The 18,683-nt window shown below is 74.3% G+C and carries 19 protein-coding genes; 10 read left to right on the top strand and 9 right to left on the bottom strand.

Annotated features, from left to right (window positions below):
* The first annotated feature begins 81 nt into the window (after positions 1 to 81).
* Positions 82 to 1,752 carry a TROVE domain-containing protein gene (locus ACZ7C5_RS28220; RefSeq protein WP_470323694.1) on the top strand — a complete coding sequence of 557 codons (1,671 nt, stop codon included), beginning with the start codon at positions 82 to 84 and terminating at the stop codon, positions 1,750 to 1,752.
* Between the two features lie 7 nt (positions 1,753 to 1,759).
* Here the strand turns inward: ACZ7C5_RS28220 and ACZ7C5_RS28215 are convergent, their stop codons facing one another.
* Positions 1,760 to 2,161 carry an NYN domain-containing protein gene (locus tag ACZ7C5_RS28215; protein WP_470323693.1) on the bottom strand — a complete coding sequence of 134 codons (402 nt, stop codon included), beginning with the start codon at positions 2,159 to 2,161 and terminating at the stop codon, positions 1,760 to 1,762.
* Between the two features lie 98 nt (positions 2,162 to 2,259).
* Here ACZ7C5_RS28215 and ACZ7C5_RS28210 point away from each other — a divergent pair, with 98 nt between their 5' ends.
* The gene (locus tag ACZ7C5_RS28210; RefSeq protein ID WP_401090247.1) at positions 2,260 to 2,535 is read left to right on the top strand and encodes a hypothetical protein; all 276 of its coding nucleotides are present in this window, start codon (positions 2,260 to 2,262) and stop codon (positions 2,533 to 2,535) included.
* On the opposite strand, the gene ACZ7C5_RS28205 is transcribed toward ACZ7C5_RS28210, so the two are convergent.
* Both ACZ7C5_RS28205 and ACZ7C5_RS28200 read right to left on the bottom strand, forming a co-directional pair.
* Positions 2,536 to 2,952 carry a PPOX class F420-dependent oxidoreductase gene (locus tag ACZ7C5_RS28205; RefSeq protein WP_470323692.1) on the bottom strand — a complete coding sequence of 139 codons (417 nt, stop codon included), beginning with the start codon at positions 2,950 to 2,952 and terminating at the stop codon, positions 2,536 to 2,538. It lies immediately after the preceding gene.
* Positions 2,953 to 2,997: 45 nt separating this feature from the next.
* Complete coding sequence (locus tag ACZ7C5_RS28200; protein ID WP_470323691.1) at positions 2,998 to 4,362, bottom strand: D-alanyl-D-alanine carboxypeptidase family protein; 1,365 nt, start codon at positions 4,360 to 4,362, stop codon at positions 2,998 to 3,000.
* 203 nt (positions 4,363 to 4,565) lie between these two features.
* Here ACZ7C5_RS28200 and ACZ7C5_RS28195 point away from each other — a divergent pair, with 203 nt between their 5' ends.
* Complete coding sequence (locus ACZ7C5_RS28195) at positions 4,566 to 4,763, top strand: hypothetical protein (protein WP_470323690.1); 198 nt, start codon at positions 4,566 to 4,568, stop codon at positions 4,761 to 4,763.
* Between the two features lie 106 nt (positions 4,764 to 4,869).
* On the opposite strand, the gene ACZ7C5_RS28190 is transcribed toward ACZ7C5_RS28195, so the two are convergent.
* Entirely contained in the window at positions 4,870 to 5,499 is a 630-nt protein-coding gene (locus ACZ7C5_RS28190) for a ScbR family autoregulator-binding transcription factor (RefSeq protein WP_401090255.1), read from the bottom strand.
* A 127-nt stretch (positions 5,500 to 5,626) separates the two neighbouring features.
* Here ACZ7C5_RS28190 and ACZ7C5_RS28185 point away from each other — a divergent pair, with 127 nt between their 5' ends.
* Complete coding sequence (locus ACZ7C5_RS28185; protein WP_401090257.1) at positions 5,627 to 6,598, top strand: ScbA/BarX family gamma-butyrolactone biosynthesis protein; 972 nt, start codon at positions 5,627 to 5,629, stop codon at positions 6,596 to 6,598.
* Between the two features lie 241 nt (positions 6,599 to 6,839).
* On the top strand, positions 6,840 to 7,370 hold the full coding sequence (locus tag ACZ7C5_RS28180; protein ID WP_401090259.1) for a MarR family winged helix-turn-helix transcriptional regulator: 531 nt from the start codon (positions 6,840 to 6,842) through the stop codon (positions 7,368 to 7,370).
* Positions 7,371 to 7,449: 79 nt separating this feature from the next.
* Here the strand turns inward: ACZ7C5_RS28180 and ACZ7C5_RS28175 are convergent, their stop codons facing one another.
* The 5 genes from ACZ7C5_RS28175 to ACZ7C5_RS28155 form a co-directional block, all read right to left on the bottom strand.
* Positions 7,450 to 9,015, bottom strand: a complete 1,566-nt coding sequence (locus ACZ7C5_RS28175; RefSeq protein ID WP_470323689.1) for an FAD-dependent monooxygenase — start codon at positions 9,013 to 9,015, stop codon at positions 7,450 to 7,452.
* Positions 9,012 to 10,586 (bottom strand): FAD-binding oxidoreductase, encoded by a 1,575-nt coding sequence (locus tag ACZ7C5_RS28170; RefSeq protein WP_401090263.1) that lies wholly within the window; start codon positions 10,584 to 10,586, stop codon positions 9,012 to 9,014. The genes ACZ7C5_RS28175 and ACZ7C5_RS28170 overlap by 4 nt, the downstream gene beginning before the upstream one ends.
* Before the next feature lie 186 nt (positions 10,587 to 10,772).
* Entirely contained in the window at positions 10,773 to 10,958 is a 186-nt protein-coding gene (locus ACZ7C5_RS28165) for a 2-hydroxymuconate tautomerase (RefSeq protein WP_401090265.1), read from the bottom strand.
* A gap of 75 nt (positions 10,959 to 11,033) precedes the next feature.
* Positions 11,034 to 12,263 (bottom strand): Cmx/CmrA family chloramphenicol efflux MFS transporter, encoded by a 1,230-nt coding sequence (locus ACZ7C5_RS28160; RefSeq protein ID WP_401090267.1) that lies wholly within the window; start codon positions 12,261 to 12,263, stop codon positions 11,034 to 11,036.
* 120 nt (positions 12,264 to 12,383) lie between these two features.
* Positions 12,384 to 12,806: a GlcG/HbpS family heme-binding protein gene (locus ACZ7C5_RS28155; RefSeq protein ID WP_401090269.1), complete on the bottom strand. Its 423-nt coding sequence runs from the start codon at positions 12,804 to 12,806 to the stop codon at positions 12,384 to 12,386.
* Positions 12,807 to 13,044: 238 nt separating this feature from the next.
* On the opposite strand from ACZ7C5_RS28155, the gene ACZ7C5_RS28150 reads away from it, so the two are divergent.
* The 5 genes from ACZ7C5_RS28150 (at position 13,045) to ACZ7C5_RS28130 (ending at position 18,671) form a co-directional block, all read left to right on the top strand.
* A complete protein-coding gene (locus tag ACZ7C5_RS28150) occupies positions 13,045 to 13,629 on the top strand; it encodes a TetR/AcrR family transcriptional regulator (protein WP_401090270.1) in 585 nt (194 codons plus the stop codon).
* 249 nt (positions 13,630 to 13,878) lie between these two features.
* The gene (locus ACZ7C5_RS28145; protein WP_401090272.1) at positions 13,879 to 14,670 is read left to right on the top strand and encodes a cupin domain-containing protein; all 792 of its coding nucleotides are present in this window, start codon (positions 13,879 to 13,881) and stop codon (positions 14,668 to 14,670) included.
* A 14-nt stretch (positions 14,671 to 14,684) separates the two neighbouring features.
* Positions 14,685 to 16,499 carry an asparagine synthase (glutamine-hydrolyzing) gene (gene asnB / locus ACZ7C5_RS28140; protein ID WP_401090274.1) on the top strand — a complete coding sequence of 605 codons (1,815 nt, stop codon included), beginning with the start codon at positions 14,685 to 14,687 and terminating at the stop codon, positions 16,497 to 16,499.
* A complete protein-coding gene (locus ACZ7C5_RS28135; protein WP_401090275.1) occupies positions 16,499 to 17,545 on the top strand; it encodes a PrpF domain-containing protein in 1,047 nt (348 codons plus the stop codon). The genes asnB and ACZ7C5_RS28135 overlap by 1 nt, the downstream gene beginning before the upstream one ends.
* Positions 17,532 to 18,671, top strand: a complete 1,140-nt coding sequence (locus tag ACZ7C5_RS28130; RefSeq protein ID WP_401090277.1) for an acyl-CoA dehydrogenase family protein — start codon at positions 17,532 to 17,534, stop codon at positions 18,669 to 18,671. The genes ACZ7C5_RS28135 and ACZ7C5_RS28130 overlap by 14 nt, the downstream gene beginning before the upstream one ends.
* Positions 18,672 to 18,683 lie beyond the last annotated feature (12 nt).

The raw sequence follows: 18,683 nt of genomic DNA, 5'->3' as shown, positions 1-18,683 counted from the left end.
CGCGCGCCCCCACCCGCGCCCCGCCCCTCTCAGCCCGTCCTGTCCCGGCCCAGTCCGACCGCCCACCAGGGGGACCTCTGCATGACCCGGTTCAACCGCCAACGGACCAAGGCCGACACCAGGGCCGAGATCCAGCGAGAACTACCGGGACTCACCAGGCGCGGGCGGTCCTTCCCGCTCGCCACCGACAGCCTGTGGCCGGTCCCCGAGATCCGGCACCTGCGCTCGCCACCGCCGCCGGTCGTCCGCCGCCGGGGCGTCGCCAACCACCAGGGCGGCACCGGCTACGTCAGGGAACCGAAGTCGGAGCTGTTCCTGCTCGCGGTCTCCCACCTGTCCGGCCAGGCGAGCTTCTACGAGTCGGCCGCCGACCGCGACGAGCGCTACCTGCGGCTGATCCGCGAGCACGCGGTGAGCGACCCCGGGGGGACGCTCGGTCTGCTGCGCCGGATGCGCACCGAGGCCCACATCCGTACCGCGGCGCTGGCCGGGGCCGTCGAGTTCGTCCACGCCAGGGCCGCCGCCGGTGCCGCCGGGTACTCCCGGCAGGCCGTCGACGCGGTGCTCCAACGCCCGGATGAGCCGGGCGAGTTGCTGTCCCACTGGATCACCAGGTACGGGCGCCGGCTGCCCCAGCCGCTGCGCCGGGGCATCGGCGACGCCGTCCGCCGGCTCTACACCGGCCGCGCCCTGCTGAAGTACGACACCCCGTCGCACGCCGTCCGCTTCGGCGACGTCCTGGAGCTCACCCACCCCGCGCCCGACCCGGCCAAGCCCTGGCAGGGCCCGCTGTTCCGGTACGCCCTGGACCGCCGCCACCACCCGGACCGCGCCCTGCCGCCCGCCGGTGAGCACCTGCTGAGCGCCCACCACGCGCTGCTCGGCGTCCCGCCGGCCGACCGCCGCGCGCTGGTCACCGGGCCCGGCGGCGCCCGGCGCCTGGCCGAGGCCGGGATGACCTGGGAGGCCCTGGCCGGCTGGCTGCAGGGCCCGCTGGACGCCGCCGTCTGGGAGGCCGTCATCCCCTCGATGGGCCCGATGGCGTTGGTGCGCAACCTGCGCACCTTCGACCAGGCCGGGGTCCGTGACGAGGTGGCTGCGGAGGTGGCCCGCCGGATCGCCGACCCGGGGGAGGTGCGGCGCTCCCGGCAGTTCCCGTTCCGCTTCCTGGCCGCCCACCGGGCCGCGCCGTCGCCCCGCTGGGCCGAGGCGCTGGAGACCGCCCTCGGCCACTCGCTGGCGAGGGTGCCCGCACTGCCCGGCCGCACCCTGGTGCTGGTCGACCGCTCGGACTCGATGTTCGACCTGCCGTCGGCCCGCACCCGGCTCAACCGGGCGGACACGGCCGCCGTCTTCGGCACCGCGCTGGCCATGCGGGCCGAGCGGGCGGACCTGGTCCAGTTCGGCAGCGGCAGCTGGCCGGTCGTCCCCGGCCCGTCGGTGCTGGAGACCCTGGGGCACTTCCGCGCACTGGGCGGCACCCGCACCGCCGCCGCCGTGCTCAAGCGCTACCGGGAGCACGACCGGGTGGTCGTGGTGACCGACGAGCAGGCCGGACGGTCGGGTGGTGACCCGTTCGCCCCCGTCCCCGCGGCCGTCCCGGTCTACACCTGGAACCTGGCCGGCTACGCCACCGGCCACACCGCTCCCGGCCCGCACCGCCACACCTTCGGAGGCCTCAGCGACGCGTCCTTCGCACTGATCCCGCTGCTGGAGAGCGGCGATCACGTCGCCGGCGCCGCCCTGGCCTGATCACGGATCAGGGCCGCACACTGCGCGGCCCGGTCACGGTGGCTCCCAACACGCCGACCCTGGAGCGCAGTTCGCGGTCGGCGGTGGCGACCACGCAGGCCCGCTCCGGGTGCTCGGTACGGGCGGCGCGGACCAGCTCCACGATCCGGTCGTCCCCGCTGCCGCTCGCCTCGACCACCCGAACCCCGGGCACCCCGGCGACGCCCCGGGCGACGCCCTCGACCACCAGGGCCACCTCCAGCGGCCCCGGCAGCTCGGGCAGGCCCCGGGCGGTGAGCGGGACCAGGGCGTCCCGCAGCCGCTCGGCGGCGCCCCGCCGGTCCCGCCACCAGCCGTCCGGCACGGAGCCGACCACGTTCGCGCCGTCCACCACCAGCAGGGGCGGCGGCGCGGCCTCGTTCTGTTCCATGGCCGCCAGCCTGCCACGCCCGGCGGCAGGTCCTGCGGGGGCGCTCCCCAGCCGGACCACCGGGCGCGCGGCTGCGCCGAAACGGGGACACCCCCGGCATGTCAGGCGCCCGCCGCGGACAGGCCGACCTGGTCGAACCGGCCCTGGAATCCGAGCGGCTCTTCCGCCAGACCTCCTGCCTGACGGCGGCCGCGGCCTCGCTGCGCTCACTCGCCGAGCTGCGTCCGCGCACCCTGGCGGTCATGCACGGATCCTCCTTCCAGGGCGACGGCGCGGCCGCGCTGAACGCTCTGGCGGACGGGCTGGAGGAGCGGTTCGGGCCGGAGTCGGAGTTCGTCGGGCTGCCCAGTGTGCTGGCGAACCCGCACCCGTAGTCAGTCCGCCAGGGTGATCCGGATGCCGACGGTGCCGCGCTCGCCCCGGCGCAGCCGGCTGCCGAGCAGGGTGAGCACGCCGAGCAGGCCGTACTTCTGGCGCAGCAGGGTCCGGTAGGCGGCGGTGCGCTCGGGGCCGAGGATCTCGGCGGTGGCGGGGTACTGCTCGCCGGTGGGGCGGCCCTTGACGTCGCAGGGCCCGGCCAGCACGTCGGCGCGGTTGCGGATCCGCCTGACCTTCCAGGAGTCCGCGACGGTCCAGACGCCGAGCGCCTCCCCGTCGCGCACCACCCACACCGGGGTCGGCACGGCGGTGCCGTCCTTCTTGTACGTGGTGACGAGCAGGTAGCTCCCGGCGGAGAGCCGCACGATCCGGGCGAGCCGGTCCGCGGCGGGGGAGGGGTCGGGCGTGGTCATGGCCGGAAGTCTAGAGGGCGCGCGGTGCCCGGTCCGGCCGGCCGGTCAGCGCGGCGGCCGGGGCCCGCGGTGCCGGACGGTACGGGCGCCGCGGAGCAGGGCGCGGGCGCGGCGGGTGAGGCGGCGCCGGCCGCCGCCGATGCCACTGGCGCCGCCGAGGGCGGTCGCGCCGCCCCCGTGGTACGCCGGGGCGGGGGCGGTCCTGGCGGGTGCGGTGCGGCGGCGGGCGGCCGTGCGGGCGGTGACCCAGGCGGCGAGGGCGGTGCCGAGGACGGCGGCGGACCAGACGGCGGGGGCGAGGCCGGAGCCGGAGCCGCCGGTCACCGGCGGGCGGGACCAGGGCGGCAGTTGCTCGTCGGCCTCCGCCTGCGCCGGTGCCCCGGGCGTCGCCGCGGGGGAGGGCGGGACGGCCTCGTCGACCAGCCTGCCGACCGGCTGGACCTTCCCGGCCGCCGCGAAGCCCCAGTCCAGCAGGCTGGCCGCCTCGTCGTAGACCTTGCCCTGGGCCTCCGGGTGCATCACCGTCACCAGCAGGGTGCGGCCGTCGCGTTCGGCGGCCCCGGTGAAGGTGGCGCCCGCGTTGGTGGTGTAGCCGTTCTTGACGCCGATCAGGCCCGGGTACTTGCCGAGCAGCCGGTCGGTGTTGGCGATGTCGAAGCTGGTGCGCTGGCCGGTGAGTTTGTCGAGCCCGCCGGGGAAGCGCGCGGTGCGGGTGGCGCAGTAGGAGCGGAAGTCCGCGTTGCGCAGCCCGGCCCGGGCGAACAGCGTGAGGTCGTAGGCGGAGGAGACCTGGCCGTCCATGTCGTAGCCGTCGGGGGAGACGACCTTGGTGTCGCGGGCCTGGAGCGCCCGGGCGCGGTCCTGCATCTCGCCGACGGTCCGCTGGATGCCGCCGTTCATGTGGGCGAGGACGTGGACGGCGTCGTTGCCGGAGCTGAGGAAGACGCCCCGCCAGAGGTCCTCGACCCGGTACGGCAGGTTCTCCTTGACGCCGACCAGGCTGCTGCCGGTGCCGAGTTCGGCGAGTTCGGTGGTGGTGACCCGGTGCTCCGCCGAGCGGTCGAACTTGGGCAGCACGGTGTCCGCGAACAGCATCTTGAGCGTGCTGGCCGGGGGCAGCGGCAGGTGGGCGTCGCGGGCGGCGAGCACCTCGCCGGTGGCCGCGTCGGCGACCAGCCAGGATCGCCCGGTCAGCTCGGCGGGCAGTGCGGGCGCCCCGGCCAGCGGCGCGACCTGGACGGCCGGGCGGCCGAGCCGCTCCCCGCCCACGGCGGGGACGGAATCCTGGGTGACGGCGGCCTGGGCGACGGCGGCCGGGGCGGCGACGGCGAGCGCGAGGGCGCAGGCGGCGGCGCCGGCCGCGGCGGCGGTGACGGAAGACGGCTTCTGCTGGATGCGCGTGGGGAGCACACCGCGAACGTACCCGGGCCGTCGCCGGGCCGCCGGGCGTGCTGCTCCGTCCGGAGCCTCGGCGCGGGGCGGGAGTTCACGGCGGACGCGCTCGCGGCGGGCGGGTCCGCGAAGGGGCGGGCCGCCGGCGGACGACTTTGGTGGCGCCGGCCCGCGCCGAAAGTCGGATGCCCGACCGGGGGCCGCTTCCTAGGCTCGGGGGCATGAAGACCCTGCTCGGCTACCTCGGTTTCGTGTTGATCGCGGGCGGCGCCTCCGGTCTGCTGTCCGGCTGGACCGGCGGCTTCCGGCTGTTCGGATTCGTCCGGTTCCTGGTGCCGTCGGCCCACGAGACCGCCGGGTACGCGACCCTGCTGGTGCTCGGTGCCCTGCTGGCCTTCCCCGCCGCCCGGCGGGGCTGACGGCGCCTCTCACGGCGCTGCCGACCGTCCCGAGGCCGGCAGCGCCGTCGTGGTACTGCCGTGGTGCCGGAGGCCGGCCGGTGAGCCGGTGGCACCGGGCGGGGCGTCACACCGGATCCAGGCTCCGCTTCGGGTCGACGCGGACGGAGGCCAGCGCGTCGGCGGAGGCGACTCCGGGCAGCAGGTAGCGCCACAGGGAGACGATGCGTTCGGGCAGGTCGGACCAGCCCGCCGAGATCTGCGACTTCAGCTGCGTGCCGGTGAACGCGACCACCAGCACCTCCGCGAACTCCCGCTCGTCGGCCTCCTCGCGCAGCTCGCCCCGTTCGCGGGCCACCACGAGTTCGCGGTGGAAGCGCTCCGCCCACCAGTCGTACGCCGAGTCGTCGCTCTGGGCGAGACCGCTCTGGTCGACCGCCAGGCGGACCCCGGCCCGCAGCAGCGTGTTGCTCTGCAACTCCGCGGCGAGGGTCAGCGTGACGTCCACGAGCTGTTGCAGGCCGCGGGGTTCCTCGGGGAGCCGCAGGTCGCTGGCCTGCTCCAGCATGACGGCCCGGGCCAGATCCTCCTTGGACTTGAAGTGGAAGTACATCGCTCCGGAGGTCAGGCCCGCCGTGGTCAGGATCCGGTTGATTCCCGCGCCGTGGTAGCCGACCTGGTCGAAGACCTCGGCCGCGGCGCGGACCAGTGCCGCCCGTGTCTTCAAGGCCTGCTCGTGCTTGTGCCCTCTGCGCATGCGCGTGCTCATCTGCCTGTCATGGTCTCTACGAGAAACCCTCTACATACCGAACGCTCTCTATGTTACACATGAACTATCGCGCCTCGGGGTCGAACGCCCCCGGGCCTTTCGTAGGGGGACCCTCTTGTCTGTATGCGAGGAACTCGACCGCTACCGCCCCATGGACGCCGGCCATCTCCGCACCACGGCTGCCGTCCTCGCCGGCGCCGTCTGTACAGCCGTCCCCGTCGAACCCTGGCAGGTGCACAAGTTGCGCTCCGACGAGGTGTACCTCACCCGTTGGCAGCGGACGGGGCCCGACGCCTTCCGGATCCGGGCCCGGCGTCCGCAGGAGCACCCGCTCTACCGGGTCGGGTCCGACTTCGACCCGCTCCTGCTCTGCGAGACCGTCCGGCAGACCTTCCCGCTGCTGTGTCACGCCGCCTACGAGGTGCCGCCGGGACACCAGCTGATCTGGGACCACCTCCGCTACGAGGTCGACGACGCCGCGTACGCCGGCATCGACCGCGGCCCCGAACTGGAGCTGGGGGTCCGCTGTTTCGACCTGTCGTACCGCGGCAGGCGTCCGGCGACCCTGTCCCTGCGCGTGGACATCAGCTGGGGCGCCGTGCGGGTCGCCACGGCCGAGGCGCGGTTCGCCGTCCAGTCCAGGGCCGTGTACCAGCGGGTGCGCGGTGCGCACGCCGATGCCGAGGCCGCGATGGCGCAGGCCGTACCCGTTCCCGGTCCCGCGCCGTGCGCCGGTACCGGCCGTCGCCGGGCGGGGGACGTCGTGCTCGGCGCTCCCGGCGCCGACGGCGGCCGGCGGCTGCGGGTCGACCCGGGCCACCCGATCTACTTCGACCACCCCGTCGACCACGTGCCCGGCGTGCTGCTGCTGGAGGCATGTCACCAGGCGGCCGGCGGCACCGTCAGAAGCCTCGACTGCACCTTCCACCGGTTCGTCGAGCTCGACGCCCCCTGCACCATCGCCACCGCCCCGCTCGGGTCCGGACCGCGGCGGGCCGGTCAGGCGGCCGGGGGGAGGCGGATCACGGCCGTGCAGGACGGCCAGGTCCGCTTCACCGCCGACCTCGTCGGCGCCTTCGCCGACTGACCCGCGCGTGCGGGTGACGCCGGAACACCGCGGCGGCGCCCTCGCGGAGTTCCGGCGCACCCGCGCCGCCGGGCGCACCGGGTCCACCTCGGCCCCGGCGCGCCCCGTCAGCGGTTCCACAGTGAGTCCGTACGCAACGAGGACACGGCCGGCACGGTCCGTACCGTGCCGGCCGGGCTGCCCGCAGCCCGTTCCCCCCGACACCGGTAGACCATTCAAGAGAGGACTGACGGAAACACTCATGAACGCACCACCGGTAGACCACTCAGGCCTGCATCGGGTGCTCCCCGCCTCCGCTTCCCCGGCCGTCCAGTCCGTCACGCCCGGCGGCGTCTTCGGCCGGCTGACGTCCATCGTGCAGGCCCACCAGAACGTGTTGATCACCCTCTGCGCGGACTACGGGCTGCGCAGCCGCGACGTGGAGGTGCTCGTCCTGCTGCGCGAGTGCGGCAGGGAGGAGGGCATGTCGGCCAGCAGACTGGCCCGCGGGGTGAAGCTCACCTCGGGTGGCATCACCGCGCGCATCGACCGCCTGGAGCAGGCCGGGCTCGTGCTGCGCTGTCAGGAGCCGCAGGACCGCAGGGCCCTGCGCGTCCAGCTCACCGAGGCGGGCCGGACGATCGCCGACCGCCTCGCGGCCGAGACCGCACGGATCCAGCGCGCGGCCCTCCAGCACGTCCCGCGTCAGGGGCTGCGTGTCCTGGACGAGCTGCTCAGCGGTCTGGAGCGGGGCATCCTGGCGTCCCAGGCCAGGACGGGGCGCAAGGACTGAGCCGCCGCCCGTTGCGGCACCCCCGGTGCCGCAACGGGCGAACTCCCGTCCAGGGACTCGCTGTTCAGACGCTCGCCGTTCAGACCTCGACGCGGTCGTGCAGTGGCCCGAACCAGCCCTCCAGCGCCTCCCGCAGCCCCGCGCCGTCGGCCGTGGAAGCCCCAGCCGCTCCGGCATCCCCGGCAGCCCGGTCCGCTCGCCAGACGAGGTAGCCGTCCGGGCGGCACACCAGGGCGCTCCACGGCACCGGCGCGCCCGTGCCCAGGCGCAGCTCGGCCGAGTCCGGTTCGGGATCGACGCGCAGCGTCGACACCCGCTCGCCCCAGCCGGCCGCCACCGGCTCCAGCGCGTCGGCGACCTCGGGCCGCAGCAGCACCAGCGGCCGTCCCGGCGTGAGCAGTTCGGCCACCGTCCGCGGGCCGTGGGGCGTGCGCAGCGCCAGGTTCGGCAGGAACCGCCCCACCGCGGGGTCCGCCGCGCCCCCGGGCCCGTACGCGATGCCCTGGCCGCTGATGACGTCGGCGGCCTCGCGGTTGACGTCCGGGTGCCGGAACATCCGGGCGGTGAACTCGCGCAGGTGGTCGTTCTCGGGCCCGGGCCGCATCACGGCCGCCTGCACCCGGGTGTTGGCGACGACGGCCTCGGCGACGGGCCTGCGCTCGGTGTCGTAGCTGTCCAGCAGGCGCCCGTCCGCGTCCCCGCGGGCGACCAGGGCCAGCTTCCAGCCGAGGTTGAAGGCGTCCTGGAGACCGGTGTTGAGCCCCTGGCCGCCCAGCGGGGCGTGCACGTGCGCGGCGTCGCCCGCCAGCAGCACCCGGCCGGCGCGGTAGCGGTCGGCGACGCGGGTGAAGTCGCTGAAGCGGTCCAGGTACGCCGGGTCGCCGAGGGCGACCGGCCGGCCGAGGATGCGCGAGAGGGTGCCCTGGAGCTCCTCCAGCGTGGCGCGGGAGCCGCGTGCGGGCAGCGGCAGCCGGAAGTCGTGGGTGATGACGCGGCTGTGGCCCGCCGGGTTCACGTTGGCGAGCAGCCAGCCCTCGGCGGTGTGCGTCCAGCCGGGCGGCACGGCGTACGGGTCGCGCAGCCGCACCAGGCCCACGATCGCGGCGAAGGTCGCCTCGTGGGTCGTGCAGGCGAAGCCGGCCGCGCGCCGCACGTCGCTGCGCGCACCGTCGCAGCCCACCAGGTAGTCGGCGGTCAGCTCGTACGGGCCGTCGGGGCCCTCGACGGTCGCCGTCACCCCGCCACGGTCCTGCCGCAGGGCGCTGAAGCGGTGGCCGCGCCGGACCACGGCGCCCAGCTCCAGGGCGCGCGTCTCGAAGGCCTGTTCCAGGGCGGCCTGCGACTGCCCGTGGATCGGCGGGCCCTCGGCGGTCGGGGTGGCGATCCGCAGGATCGGCGCGCCGCCGAAGTGGAACGACGTCTCCCGCTCCTCCTCCAGGCTGCCCCGGCCGCGCAGCCGCAGGTGGCCGCGGCGCAGCAGCGACTGGACGCTGCGCGCGTGCAGGGTGCCCGCGCGGGGGGTGTCCTGGGTGTGCGGGTGGGGTTCGACGACGACGGCTTCGACGCCCCAGAGGCCGAGTTCGGCGGCGAGCAGCATCCCGACCGGCCCGCCGCCCGCGATCAGCACGGAGGTGCGCCCGGTCATGACGGCAGTCCGATCGACTGGGCGTGCCGGAACCGGTCGCCCGGGTCCCACTGCGCCTTGGCCGCCTGGAGCCGCGGGTAGTTGTCCTTGAAGTAGAGGGCGGACCACGGGACGCCCGAGGTGTTGTGTCCGGGGTCGCCCAGGTCCGCGTCCGGGTAGTTGACGTACGCGCCGTCCGAGCGCGGCCCCGGCACGGGCACCCCGCCGGTCCGCGCGTACACGTCGCGGTACAGCTCCCGCACCCGGGCCACGTTGGCCGCGTCGTCCTCGGGGTCGGTCCAGAACGCCTGGTAGAGCAGCTTGTACGCGGAGTCGCGCTGGGCGACCGCCGTGGCGCCGGGCGCGGTGGCGGCGATCTCGCCGCCGTAGGACATCGCCACCAGCATGAACTGCGGGTTGGGGCGCGTGCCGGGGGAGACGCGGGTGAGGTGGGCGTGCACGGTGTGCAGCTGCTCCTCGGTCAGGGCGGTGCGCGCGTACGCCGACTTGTGCTTGCCGCGCAGCGTCGGGTCGTTGAGGACCGGGGTGTTGGTGCCGATGTAGCGGGCGGCGGTGAGCCACGGCAGTCGCTTGGGGCGCAGCAGTTCGGGCATCGGGCCGAACTCGCCGACCGGGCCGTGGACGGGCTGCGGCCGGACGCCCGCGGCGTCGGCGAGCCGGTCGAGGTAGCCGGTGAGGAGCTTCTCCGCGCCGGGCGCGGTGGCGTCGACCTGGGTGAGCAGGCCGACCGAGCCGTTGGCGTGGTGGTTGAGCATCAGCAGGCTGCCCAGGGCGGTCTCGGGGGAGCCGGGGGCGGCGTGCTCCTGGTGCCAGGCGCCGTACGCGCCGAGCAGCCCGGCGAAGCCCCGCGGGGTCAGCCGGTCCCAGGGCAGGGCGACCGCGCTCACCAGCACCTCGGCGGGCGGCTGCGGCAGCGCGTCGGAGGGCGCCCGGCCCCGGGCCGTACGGCTGCGGAAGAGGTAGCGGGTCACGATGCCGAGGCTGCCGCCGCCCCCGCCGGTGTGCGCCCACCACAGGTCGCCGAGCGCCCCGGAGTCCTCGCGGGTCGCCACGACCGCGCGGGCCCGGCCGGCGGCGTCCACGACGACGACCTCGACGCCGTGGAGGTGGTCGACGACCAGGCCGAGCGAGCGGGACAGCAGGCCGTAGCCGCCGCCCGCCACGTGCCCGCCGGCGCCGACGGTGGCGCACACCCCGCCCGGCACGGTCACGCCCCAGCCCAGGAAGAGGGCCTCGTAGACGTCGAGCAGCCGGGCCCCGGGGCCGACCGAGAAGGCGCGGTGCTCCTCGTCGTACCCGACGGCGTTCATCGCGGACATGTCGAGCAGCGCCTCGACGTCGGGGTGGAAGACGAAGTCCTCGAAGCAGTGCCCGCCGCTGCGCACCGACAGGCGGGCGTCCGCGTCCACCGCGTCCTGGACCGCCGCGACGGTCTCGGCGGTGGTGCGGGGCAGCCGGATCCGGCCGGGGGTGGCCCGCCAGCGCTGGTTGATGCCGCTGGTGAGCACGGGGTAGCGGGGGTCGCCCGGTCGCACCGTCGGCGCTGCCGCGCCGCCGCTGGCTTGCTCCATCGTTCTTCTCCTTGGTCGGCCGGGGGCCGTCTCGGGGGGCGCCACGGGCGCTGTTCCTCGTCGTCGATGCCGTCGTTGTCGTCGGTCGCTCGTTTCCGCCGCCGGGACGCCCCGGCGGCAGCCGCGCCGCCCCGGGGCCTGCCCTCGGGCTCCCGGACGGCGCGTCACCTCGCCGCGGATGCGGCTCTAGAGTTCGCTCGCGAGCACGCCGCCCTTGCCCCAGTGGTCCTTCTCGACCTCGGTGAGGATGACGGTGACGGCCTCCTTGGGGCAGTCGGCGATGCGGGCGACGGAGTCGGTGAGCTCGGCGACGAGCTCGCGGCGCTGGTCGGTGGTGTTGCCCTTCCAGAGGGCGATGTTGACGACGGGCACGGGAGTTCCTTCCGATGGTTCGGGCTGGGGCGGTCCTGGGACGTCGGCCGGGGCGGTCTCAGGGGCGGGACGGGATCACTGCCGGCCCGCGGGCGCGGCGGCGACGGCCGCCTCGGCCGGGGCGGGCGCCGAGGCCGGCCCGGCCGCGCCGGCGGTGCGGCGGGCGGAGGCGTCGCGCGCGGTGGAGGCCAGTGCGGCGACCAGGGCGGCGGCCGCGAAGGCCACGCCGACCCAGGCGGGGGCGAGGTAGCCGTGCCCGCCGGTGATGGCCAGGCCGGCGGCCCACGGGCCCACCGCGTTGCCGATGTTGAAGGCCGAGATGTTGCCGGCGCTGGCCAGCGAGGGGGCCTCGCCGGCTTCGTTCATCACCCGGGTCTGGAGGCCGGGGTTGATCAGGAAGCTGGCGATGCCGAAGGCCGCGAGGGTGACGACCATGGCGATCTTGTTGTGTGCGGAGACCTGGAAGAGCAGCAGCATCCCGCCGAGCAGGATCATGCCGGTCCACAGGGTGCGCATCAGGTTGCGGTCGGCGAACTTGCCGCCGAGCCAGCTGCCGCAGAACGTGCCGACGCCGAAGAGGGTCAGCAGGAGCGGCACGGCGCCCTCGCCGAAGCCGGTGATGTCGGTGAGCAGCGGGGTGACGTAGGTGTACGCGGCGAACAGCGCGGCCTGGCTGAGCAGGGTGGTGGCCAGGGCCAGCCACACGTTGACGCGGCGGAAGGCGGCGAGTTCGGCGCGCAGGTTCGCACCCTCCTCGCGCGGCTGGTGCGGGATGAGGGTGATGACGCCGAGGAGGCCGACGGCGCCGATGGCGAAGACCGCCCAGAAGGGGGCGCGCCAGCCGAAGTGCTGGCCGAGGAACGCGCCGAGCGGGGCGCCGGCGATGGTGGCGATGGTCAGGCCGCCGAACATGATGGCGATGGCGCGGGCGCGCTTGGCCGGCTCCACCAGCGAGGCGGCGACGACGGCGCCGATGCCGAAGAACGCCCCGTGGGCGACGGCGGTGATGAGGCGGGCGGCCATCAGCACGCCGTAGCTCTGCGCGGTCGCGGCGACCAGCTCGCCGGCCAGGAAGACCACCAGCAGGGTGACCAGGGTGGCCTTGCGGGGGACGCGCGAGGCCAGCATGGTGATCAGCGGGGCGCCGACGGTCACGCCGATGGCGAAGAGCGAGATGAGGTGGCCCGCCTGGGGGACCGTCACATCGAAGGATTCGGCCAGCTCGGGGAGCAGGCCGGCGATCATGAACTCGGTGGTGCCGAGGCCGAAGATGGTGAGGCCCAGGATGAACAGGGCGATGGGCATGGCGACTTCTCCCGGAGGAAGGGCGCGAGGGCGGGAAGTGGGTCCGACCGGAGGCGGGGCGGGGGGCCTCTCCCCGACGGGGGTGCGGGGAGAGGCCGGTGGGCGGGGCGGACGGGGTGGTCAGCCCAGGACGGCGAGGCCCGCCTCGGCGATCTTGACGTCGTCGGTCCAGTGGCCGCCGGAGACGCCGATCGCGCCGACGACCTCGCCGTCGACCACGATCGGCAGCCCGCCGCCGAGGGCGACCAGGCGGGCGATGCCGGTGGGCGCGCCGTTGCCGATGACCTCGTCCTTCCTGAGGTTCTCCGACCACTGCTCGGTGGAGAGCTGGGAGGCGACGGCGGTGTAGGCCTTGTCCTGCGAGACCTGGAGGGTGATGAGCTTGGCGCCGTCCTGGCGGAGGAAGGCCTTCAGGTGGCCGCTCTCGTCCACGACGGAGATGCCGAAGCGCTTGTCGCCGGCGAGCGCGGCGGTGGCGGCGGCCTGGATGATCTTCTGGGCCAGCTCGCTGCTGACGGAGGCGCGGCGGACGACGTCGGACATGGTGGGGCTCCTCGTGGGTGTGGTGAGGGGTGGGCCGGCGGACAGTCAGCGTTCAATGACGAACTGTTCGATGTGGGAATGTACGCTATCGCAGCGTCGTCGCCCGCTGTCAAGACGTCACCGAGGTGGACCGGTCGGTACAGAAAATTGGCGCGAACCAGCCGCTCCGGTCCTGAATGCCCGCTCTGCCAAGGGACTTGGTTGACCGATCGGTCCACAACCACCTACGCTCCACGGCATGGCTCGACCCCGAGGCTTTGACACGGACGAGGCGCTGAGCGCTGCCATGGAGCTGTTCTGGCGCCAGGGCTACGAGGCCACCTCCGTCCAGGGCCTGTGCGCCGTCACCGGCCTGGGCAAGGGCTCGCTCTACGCCGCGTTCGGCAGCAAGCAGCAGCTGTACGAGCGGGCCCTGCGGCACTACGTGAAGCTCACGACGCACGACCTCCAGGCCCAACTGCTGCGCAGCGTCCCGTTCCGGCAGGCCGTCCGGGATCTGCTGCTCGACCGGATCGCCCAGTCGCTCGGCGCCCCCGAGCGGCCCGGCTGCCTGCTGGTGAGCGCCGTGGTCGAACGCGTCCCGCACGACCCGGGCGCCGCCCGGATCGCCCGCGACGCGATCGAGGCGCTCAAGGGCGCCTTCGCCGCCGCCCTCCACGCCGCCAGGGCGGCCGGCGAGATCTCCGCCGAAGCCGATGTCGATTCCCTCGCCGGATTCCTCACGGCCATGGTTCAGGCGTTGCGCGTCATGAGTATTTCGATGCCGGACGAGAAGCAACTCGCGGCCATCGTCGACACCGCCCTCTCGGTTATCCCCGATTAGTCGCCGGCGTCAGCAGGCAGGGCCGCCCCCCGCATTGCGGGGGGCGGCCCTTTTCGCGTGTCCGCGGGTGAACCGCGCATTGCGCCGGGAGACATTTCGGCCGAGGGGGCGGTCGGCCCTTCGCGTGCGGGGAGAAATCTTGGCCGCACGCGATTTTCCTTGGCGTTCCACCGTCCCTCCACCTAGATTCTCCAGGGCCAGCCCGAGTAAAGGGAAGTTCGAGTCCGGTCGATTACAAGGAGGCTCGGCGTGAGTGCCGAAACTGTCAAGGGCGCGATAATCCGTCGCGAGGAATTCGCATTCTCGGCGTTCGACTGGGGCCGGGTCGCGGAGCCCGTGGGGCCGGCGATCGGCGCACGGAAGGTCAGGCTCAACGTCGTCGAGGTCGCCCCGAACGCCGTCTGGCGGCAGGGCTGGTCCTTCGAGGAGGAGAACGTCGTCGTCGTGTTCGCCGGATCCGGCCACGGCGACGTCGGCAGCGCGCGCACCGGGCTGCGCCGCACCTCCGCGCTCTACTCGCCCACCGGCCGCACGCTCGAACTCACCGCCGGAGCCGAGGGCCTGACCGCCTACGTCTGGCGCAGCAAGCTCGCCGGCGGCGAGCCCGAGGGCGCGTCCCCCAAGACCGCCGGCGCCCTCACCGACAGCGATTCCCAGCTGCGCGGCTTCTCCGGCATCGGCGAGGCCCCCACCGAGGGCGAGGGCGCGGTCATGAACTTCGTGTTCTGGCCCGGCAGCGGCTCCGCGCGGCTGTGCCTGCACTGCGGTGTCCAGCAGCCCGGCCAGACCTTCAACGTGCACATCCACCCCGAGAGCGAAGAGGCGTTCATCGCCGTCGAAGGCGCCGGACAGCTCTACATGCACGACCAGTGGAACGACGTGCTCCCCGGCGACGTCCTGTACGCGCCCCCCGGAATTCCGCACGGCGCCCGCAACCCCCACACGGGCCCCGACGCCGAGCCGTTCACCACCTGCGGCGGGCCCACCCCCTTCGATCCGGCGCTGTACCACGCCGCCGGCGTCTCCCCTGATGTGAAGTGAGGTAACCCACAGCCATGTGCCGGATATACGGACACTTCGGCGGAGAGCACTCCGCGAACCACCTGCGCACGGTCGCACTGCTCCAGCGGCACGGCGGCCCCGACGCGCAGTACCTGGCCGCGGGCGACGACTGGGCGCTCGGCAACAACCGACTGGCCATCATGGACCTCGACCACGGCGACCAGCCCTACACCCTGGGCGACCGCATCAAGGTCGTCTTCAACGGCGAGATCTACAACCACCACGAACTCCGCGCCCGGCTGCGGTCGTTCGGCTACACCTTCCACGACCACTGCGACGGCAGCATCCTCCCGGCGCTCTACGACCACTACGGCGAGGGCTTCGCCGAGCACCTCGACGGCATGTTCGCCGTCGCCGTCCTCGACCTGCACCACGAGCCCACCCTGGTGCTCGCCACCGACCAGGCCGGGATGAAACCGCTCTACTACCGGTGGGACCGGCAGCGCGGCACGTTCCACTTCTCCTCCGAACTGCCCGCCCTGCTCTCGCTGCCGGGCATCAGCTGGGACCCGTGGCTGCCCGGCCTCGACGCCTACCTCGCCAGCAAGACCCCCTTCGGCGAACAGACGATGGTCGACTCGGTGCAGGTCCTGCCCCGCGCCACCACCGCCTCCTTCACCGCCGCCGGCGGGCTGCGCACCGTCCGCCGCGCCGACGCCACCTCCGACGAGCGGTTCGGCGACCTGGAGAGCGCGGGAGCCCGGCTCCAGGAGGTGCTGCGCGAGCAGACGCGGCTGCTGGCCCTGGCCGACGTGCCGATCTCCGCGATCACCAGCGGCGGCCTCGACTCCAGCCTGGTCACCGCGCTCCTCGCCGAGACCGTGTCCGACCTCACCAGCTTCAACATCGCCTACCAGGGCGACTGGCCCTTCGACGAGCGGCACTTCGCCCGCGAGGTCGCCGAGCGCCACGGCACCAGGTACCACCAGGTCGAGGCCGACCCGGCCCGCTTCCCCGAGCTGCTGCACGACGTGGTCTGGCACCTCGGCCAGCCCAACGCCGACCCCATCTCGATCAGCACCTACCTCCTCTTCCAGGCCGTGCGCGACGCCGGCTTCAAGGTCGCCGTCACCGGCGACGCCGCCGACGAGATCTTCGGCGGGTACGGGCGCATCAAACAGGCCCTCCTCGACGGCGAGGGCGACTGGGCCCACAACTACCTCGAAGCCCTCGCCGCGATCCCGGGCGAACTGCGCCGGTCGCTCTACACCGACGACTACCGCGCCTACCTGGCGCAGCACGGCGGCGCGTACGACACCCTGCGCGACACCCTCGGCAAGAAGTACGGCGAGACCGGCGACCGGCTGGCGGCCATCACCGCCTTCGAGGTCGACGAACGGCTGCCCGCCTACCACCTGCGCCGCGTCGACCACCTGTCCATGGCCAGCTCGGTGGAGGTCCGGCTGCCGTTCTGCCAGCCCGCCGTCACCCGGTTCGCCCTCGGCCTGCCCGAGGAGTTCCGGGTCCGCGGCCAGGAGGGCAAGCGGGCCCTGTACCAGGCGGCCCGCGGACTGCTGCCCGACTCCGTCCTCAACCGGCCCAAGCAGCCCTTCACCCTGCCCATCACCGCGATGCTGCGCCCCGGCGAGGCGCTGCTCGACCACGCCAGGGAGACCCTGTCGCCCGCCGCGCTGCGCGCCGGGGGACAGCTCGACGCCACCGCCGTGCAGAACCTCATCAGCAGCCAGATCGAGCGCCCCAGCGACACCAGCGCGCTGGCCATCTGGTCGCTGATGGTCCACCAGATCTGGCGCGAGCAGCTCGGCACCCCGCGCACCGGCGCGCTCCCGGTGAGGGAGGCGGCGTGATGCAGGCCCAGATCGCCTACGCCAAGGGCAGCCCCAGCCCCACCCTCGCCCTGCCCGCCGACGGGCTGCCCGAGCGCCCGGAGGAGCTGGAGCCCGCGCTGCGCGAGGCCGTACGCCACCTCGCGGAGCTGGGCCACGGCCTGGAGAAGATCACCAAGATCGCGCTCATCGCCCCCTCCGCGCACCCCCTGTTCGACATCGACTACCGCTTCGTGCAGGTCATGCCGGGGCCCGAGCCCCGCTTCGACTTCCACGGCAGCTGCGGCCACTCGGTGCTCTCCTCGGTGATGGCCGCCAGCCGGCTCGGCTGGGTGCACCGGCTCGCCCCCGGCCACCGGGTGCGGGTCAACGTCCTCAACAACGGCGACCACGTGGTGTGCGAGGTCGACGACTGCGAGCGCGACCGCGCCACCTTCACCGCCCACTTCATGCACCACCCGGCGGTCTGCCTGGACGCCCTCACCCACGGCGGCGGGCCCACCACCTCGCTCGTCTACGAGGACGGCAGCATCACCGCGAGCTGTGTGTCGGTGAGCAACCCGTACGTCTTCGTCAACGCGGCCGACCTCGGGGTGCGCGACGCCGACGAGCTCTTCACCGACGACCCGCACCTGTTCGAGGTCCTCCAGCAGATCCGCAGCGCCGCCGCCGACGTCTACGGGCTGCCCCGCGGCGGGGCCTTCCCGAAGATCGCGGCGCTGCTGCCCGACGGCGACGGCACCATCGCCGCCCGCCCGATCTCCGTGCCCGGCTGGCACCCCACCATCGCGCTGACCGGCGCGGTCTGCCTCGGCGCGGCGAGCAAGATGGCCGGCACCGTCCCGTACACGCTGGCCGGCAGCGCCGCCGCCCCCGGCGAGCCGCTCACCGTCCGCACGGCGGGCGGCACCACCGCCGTGCGCGCCGCGGTCACCGGCAACACCCCCGCGGACACCCTCGCCTGGGTGAGCGTCGCCCAGAAGTCGGTGGAGTTCACCGGCTCGCTCACCCTCGAACGGCTTCGGCCCTACGCCCAGAAGGAGGCGCTCTCCCATGCCCACCGCTGAACTGCCCACCGCCGGGCTGGGCGACACCGCGGCGACCGGCCGCGAGAGTCTGCTCGCCACCCTCGCCGAGCACGCGACGGCGGCCGACCGGGAGGGCCGGCCGTTCCCCGAGGTGCTGGCGGCCGTCCGCGCCTCCGACGTCACCGGCCTGGTGGCGCCCACCCACCTCGGGGGCGCCGGGGCCGCGCAGCTGGCGGTCAACCGGCGCGTCGCCGAGATCGCCCGCCACGACCCCTCCACCGCCATCATCGTCTTCCAGCACCTGGCCGTCTCCAGCCGCATCGTCGAGTGGGGCACCGACGGGCAGCAGCGCGAGCTGCTGCCCAGGCTCGCCTCCGGCGAGTGGCTGGCGGCCTCCGCCTGGAGCGAGTCCGGGGCGGGCGCCGCCAAGCGCAACCTCGCCACCGTCGCCGAGGAACGGCCCGACGGCAGCTGGTCGATCAGCGGCGGCAAGGCCTTCACCACCGGCGCCGGCCTCGCCGACGTCTACCTCGTGCTCGCCCAGACCACCCGGGTGGAGGACGACGGCGAGGTCTACGGCTCCTCGGGCCAGAGCTTCTTCCTCATCCCCGCCGACACCCCCGGCATCACCCCGGACACCGGCCTCGACCTGGTCGGCATGCGCGCCTCGGCGACCGGCTTCATCGAGCTGGAGGACTGCGTGGTGCCCGCGGACGCCATGCTGGGCCCGCGCGACGGCGCCAACCGCGTCATCGCCGGCGTCCGCCAGTCCGGCGCGACGCTGGGCGCGGTCGCCGTCGGCATCGCCGAGGCCGCCTGGGACCACGCCTTCGCGGCCGCCCGCAAGCGCGGCCTGCTCGACCACCAGGGCCTGCGCTTCCGGCTCGCCGAGGTCCGCACCCGGATCGAGGCCGCGCGCGCACTGGTCGAACGGGCCGGGCGGTGCGACGCCCCCGACCCGGGCGCCGTCACCCTGCACAGCAAGATCTTCGCCGCCGAGGTCGCCGAGGAGGTCGTGCAGACCCTCGCCCGGCTGCTCGGCAGCGCCGGCTACGTGATCTCCAACCCCATCAACCGGATGGCCCGCGACGCCCGCGCCGTGGCGCTCATGGGACCGACGAACGACCTCGCAAGGGAGCTGGTGAGCACCCCGTGGACCCTGTGAACCCTGTGGACC

The organism is Kitasatospora sp. NPDC036993, from assembly GCF_055607525.1.
The sequence above is the reverse complement of the archived record's forward strand: the minus strand, read 5'-3'. Positions and strand labels throughout refer to the sequence as shown.

Bases quoted from the DNA above. Each gene is read 5' to 3' on its own strand.
- ACZ7C5_RS28155 (WP_401090269.1), bottom strand. From the start codon at position 12,806: ATGTCCGACGTCGTCCGCCGCGCCTCCGTCAGCAGCGAGCTGGCCCAG.
- ACZ7C5_RS28135 (WP_401090275.1), top strand. From the start codon at position 16,499: ATGCAGGCCCAGATCGCCTACGCCAAGGGCAGCCCCAGCCCCACCCTC.
- ACZ7C5_RS28170 (WP_401090263.1), bottom strand. From the start codon at position 10,586: ATGGAGCAAGCCAGCGGCGGCGCGGCAGCGCCGACGGTGCGACCGGGC.
- ACZ7C5_RS28160 (WP_401090267.1), bottom strand. From the start codon at position 12,263: ATGCCCATCGCCCTGTTCATCCTGGGCCTCACCATCTTCGGCCTCGGC.
- ACZ7C5_RS28220 (WP_470323694.1), top strand. From the start codon at position 82: ATGACCCGGTTCAACCGCCAACGGACCAAGGCCGACACCAGGGCCGAG.
- ACZ7C5_RS28215 (WP_470323693.1), bottom strand. From the start codon at position 2,161: ATGGAACAGAACGAGGCCGCGCCGCCGCCCCTGCTGGTGGTGGACGGC.
- asnB (WP_401090274.1), top strand. From the start codon at position 14,685: ATGTGCCGGATATACGGACACTTCGGCGGAGAGCACTCCGCGAACCAC.
- ACZ7C5_RS28205 (WP_470323692.1), bottom strand. From the start codon at position 2,952: ATGACCACGCCCGACCCCTCCCCCGCCGCGGACCGGCTCGCCCGGATC.
- ACZ7C5_RS28150 (WP_401090270.1), top strand. From the start codon at position 13,045: ATGGCTCGACCCCGAGGCTTTGACACGGACGAGGCGCTGAGCGCTGCC.
- ACZ7C5_RS28195 (WP_470323690.1), top strand. From the start codon at position 4,566: ATGAAGACCCTGCTCGGCTACCTCGGTTTCGTGTTGATCGCGGGCGGC.
- ACZ7C5_RS28175 (WP_470323689.1), bottom strand. From the start codon at position 9,015: ATGACCGGGCGCACCTCCGTGCTGATCGCGGGCGGCGGGCCGGTCGGG.
- ACZ7C5_RS28190 (WP_401090255.1), bottom strand. From the start codon at position 5,499: ATGCGCAGAGGGCACAAGCACGAGCAGGCCTTGAAGACACGGGCGGCA.
- ACZ7C5_RS28130 (WP_401090277.1), top strand. From the start codon at position 17,532: ATGCCCACCGCTGAACTGCCCACCGCCGGGCTGGGCGACACCGCGGCG.
- ACZ7C5_RS28210 (WP_401090247.1), top strand. From the start codon at position 2,260: ATGTCAGGCGCCCGCCGCGGACAGGCCGACCTGGTCGAACCGGCCCTG.
- ACZ7C5_RS28180 (WP_401090259.1), top strand. From the start codon at position 6,840: ATGAACGCACCACCGGTAGACCACTCAGGCCTGCATCGGGTGCTCCCC.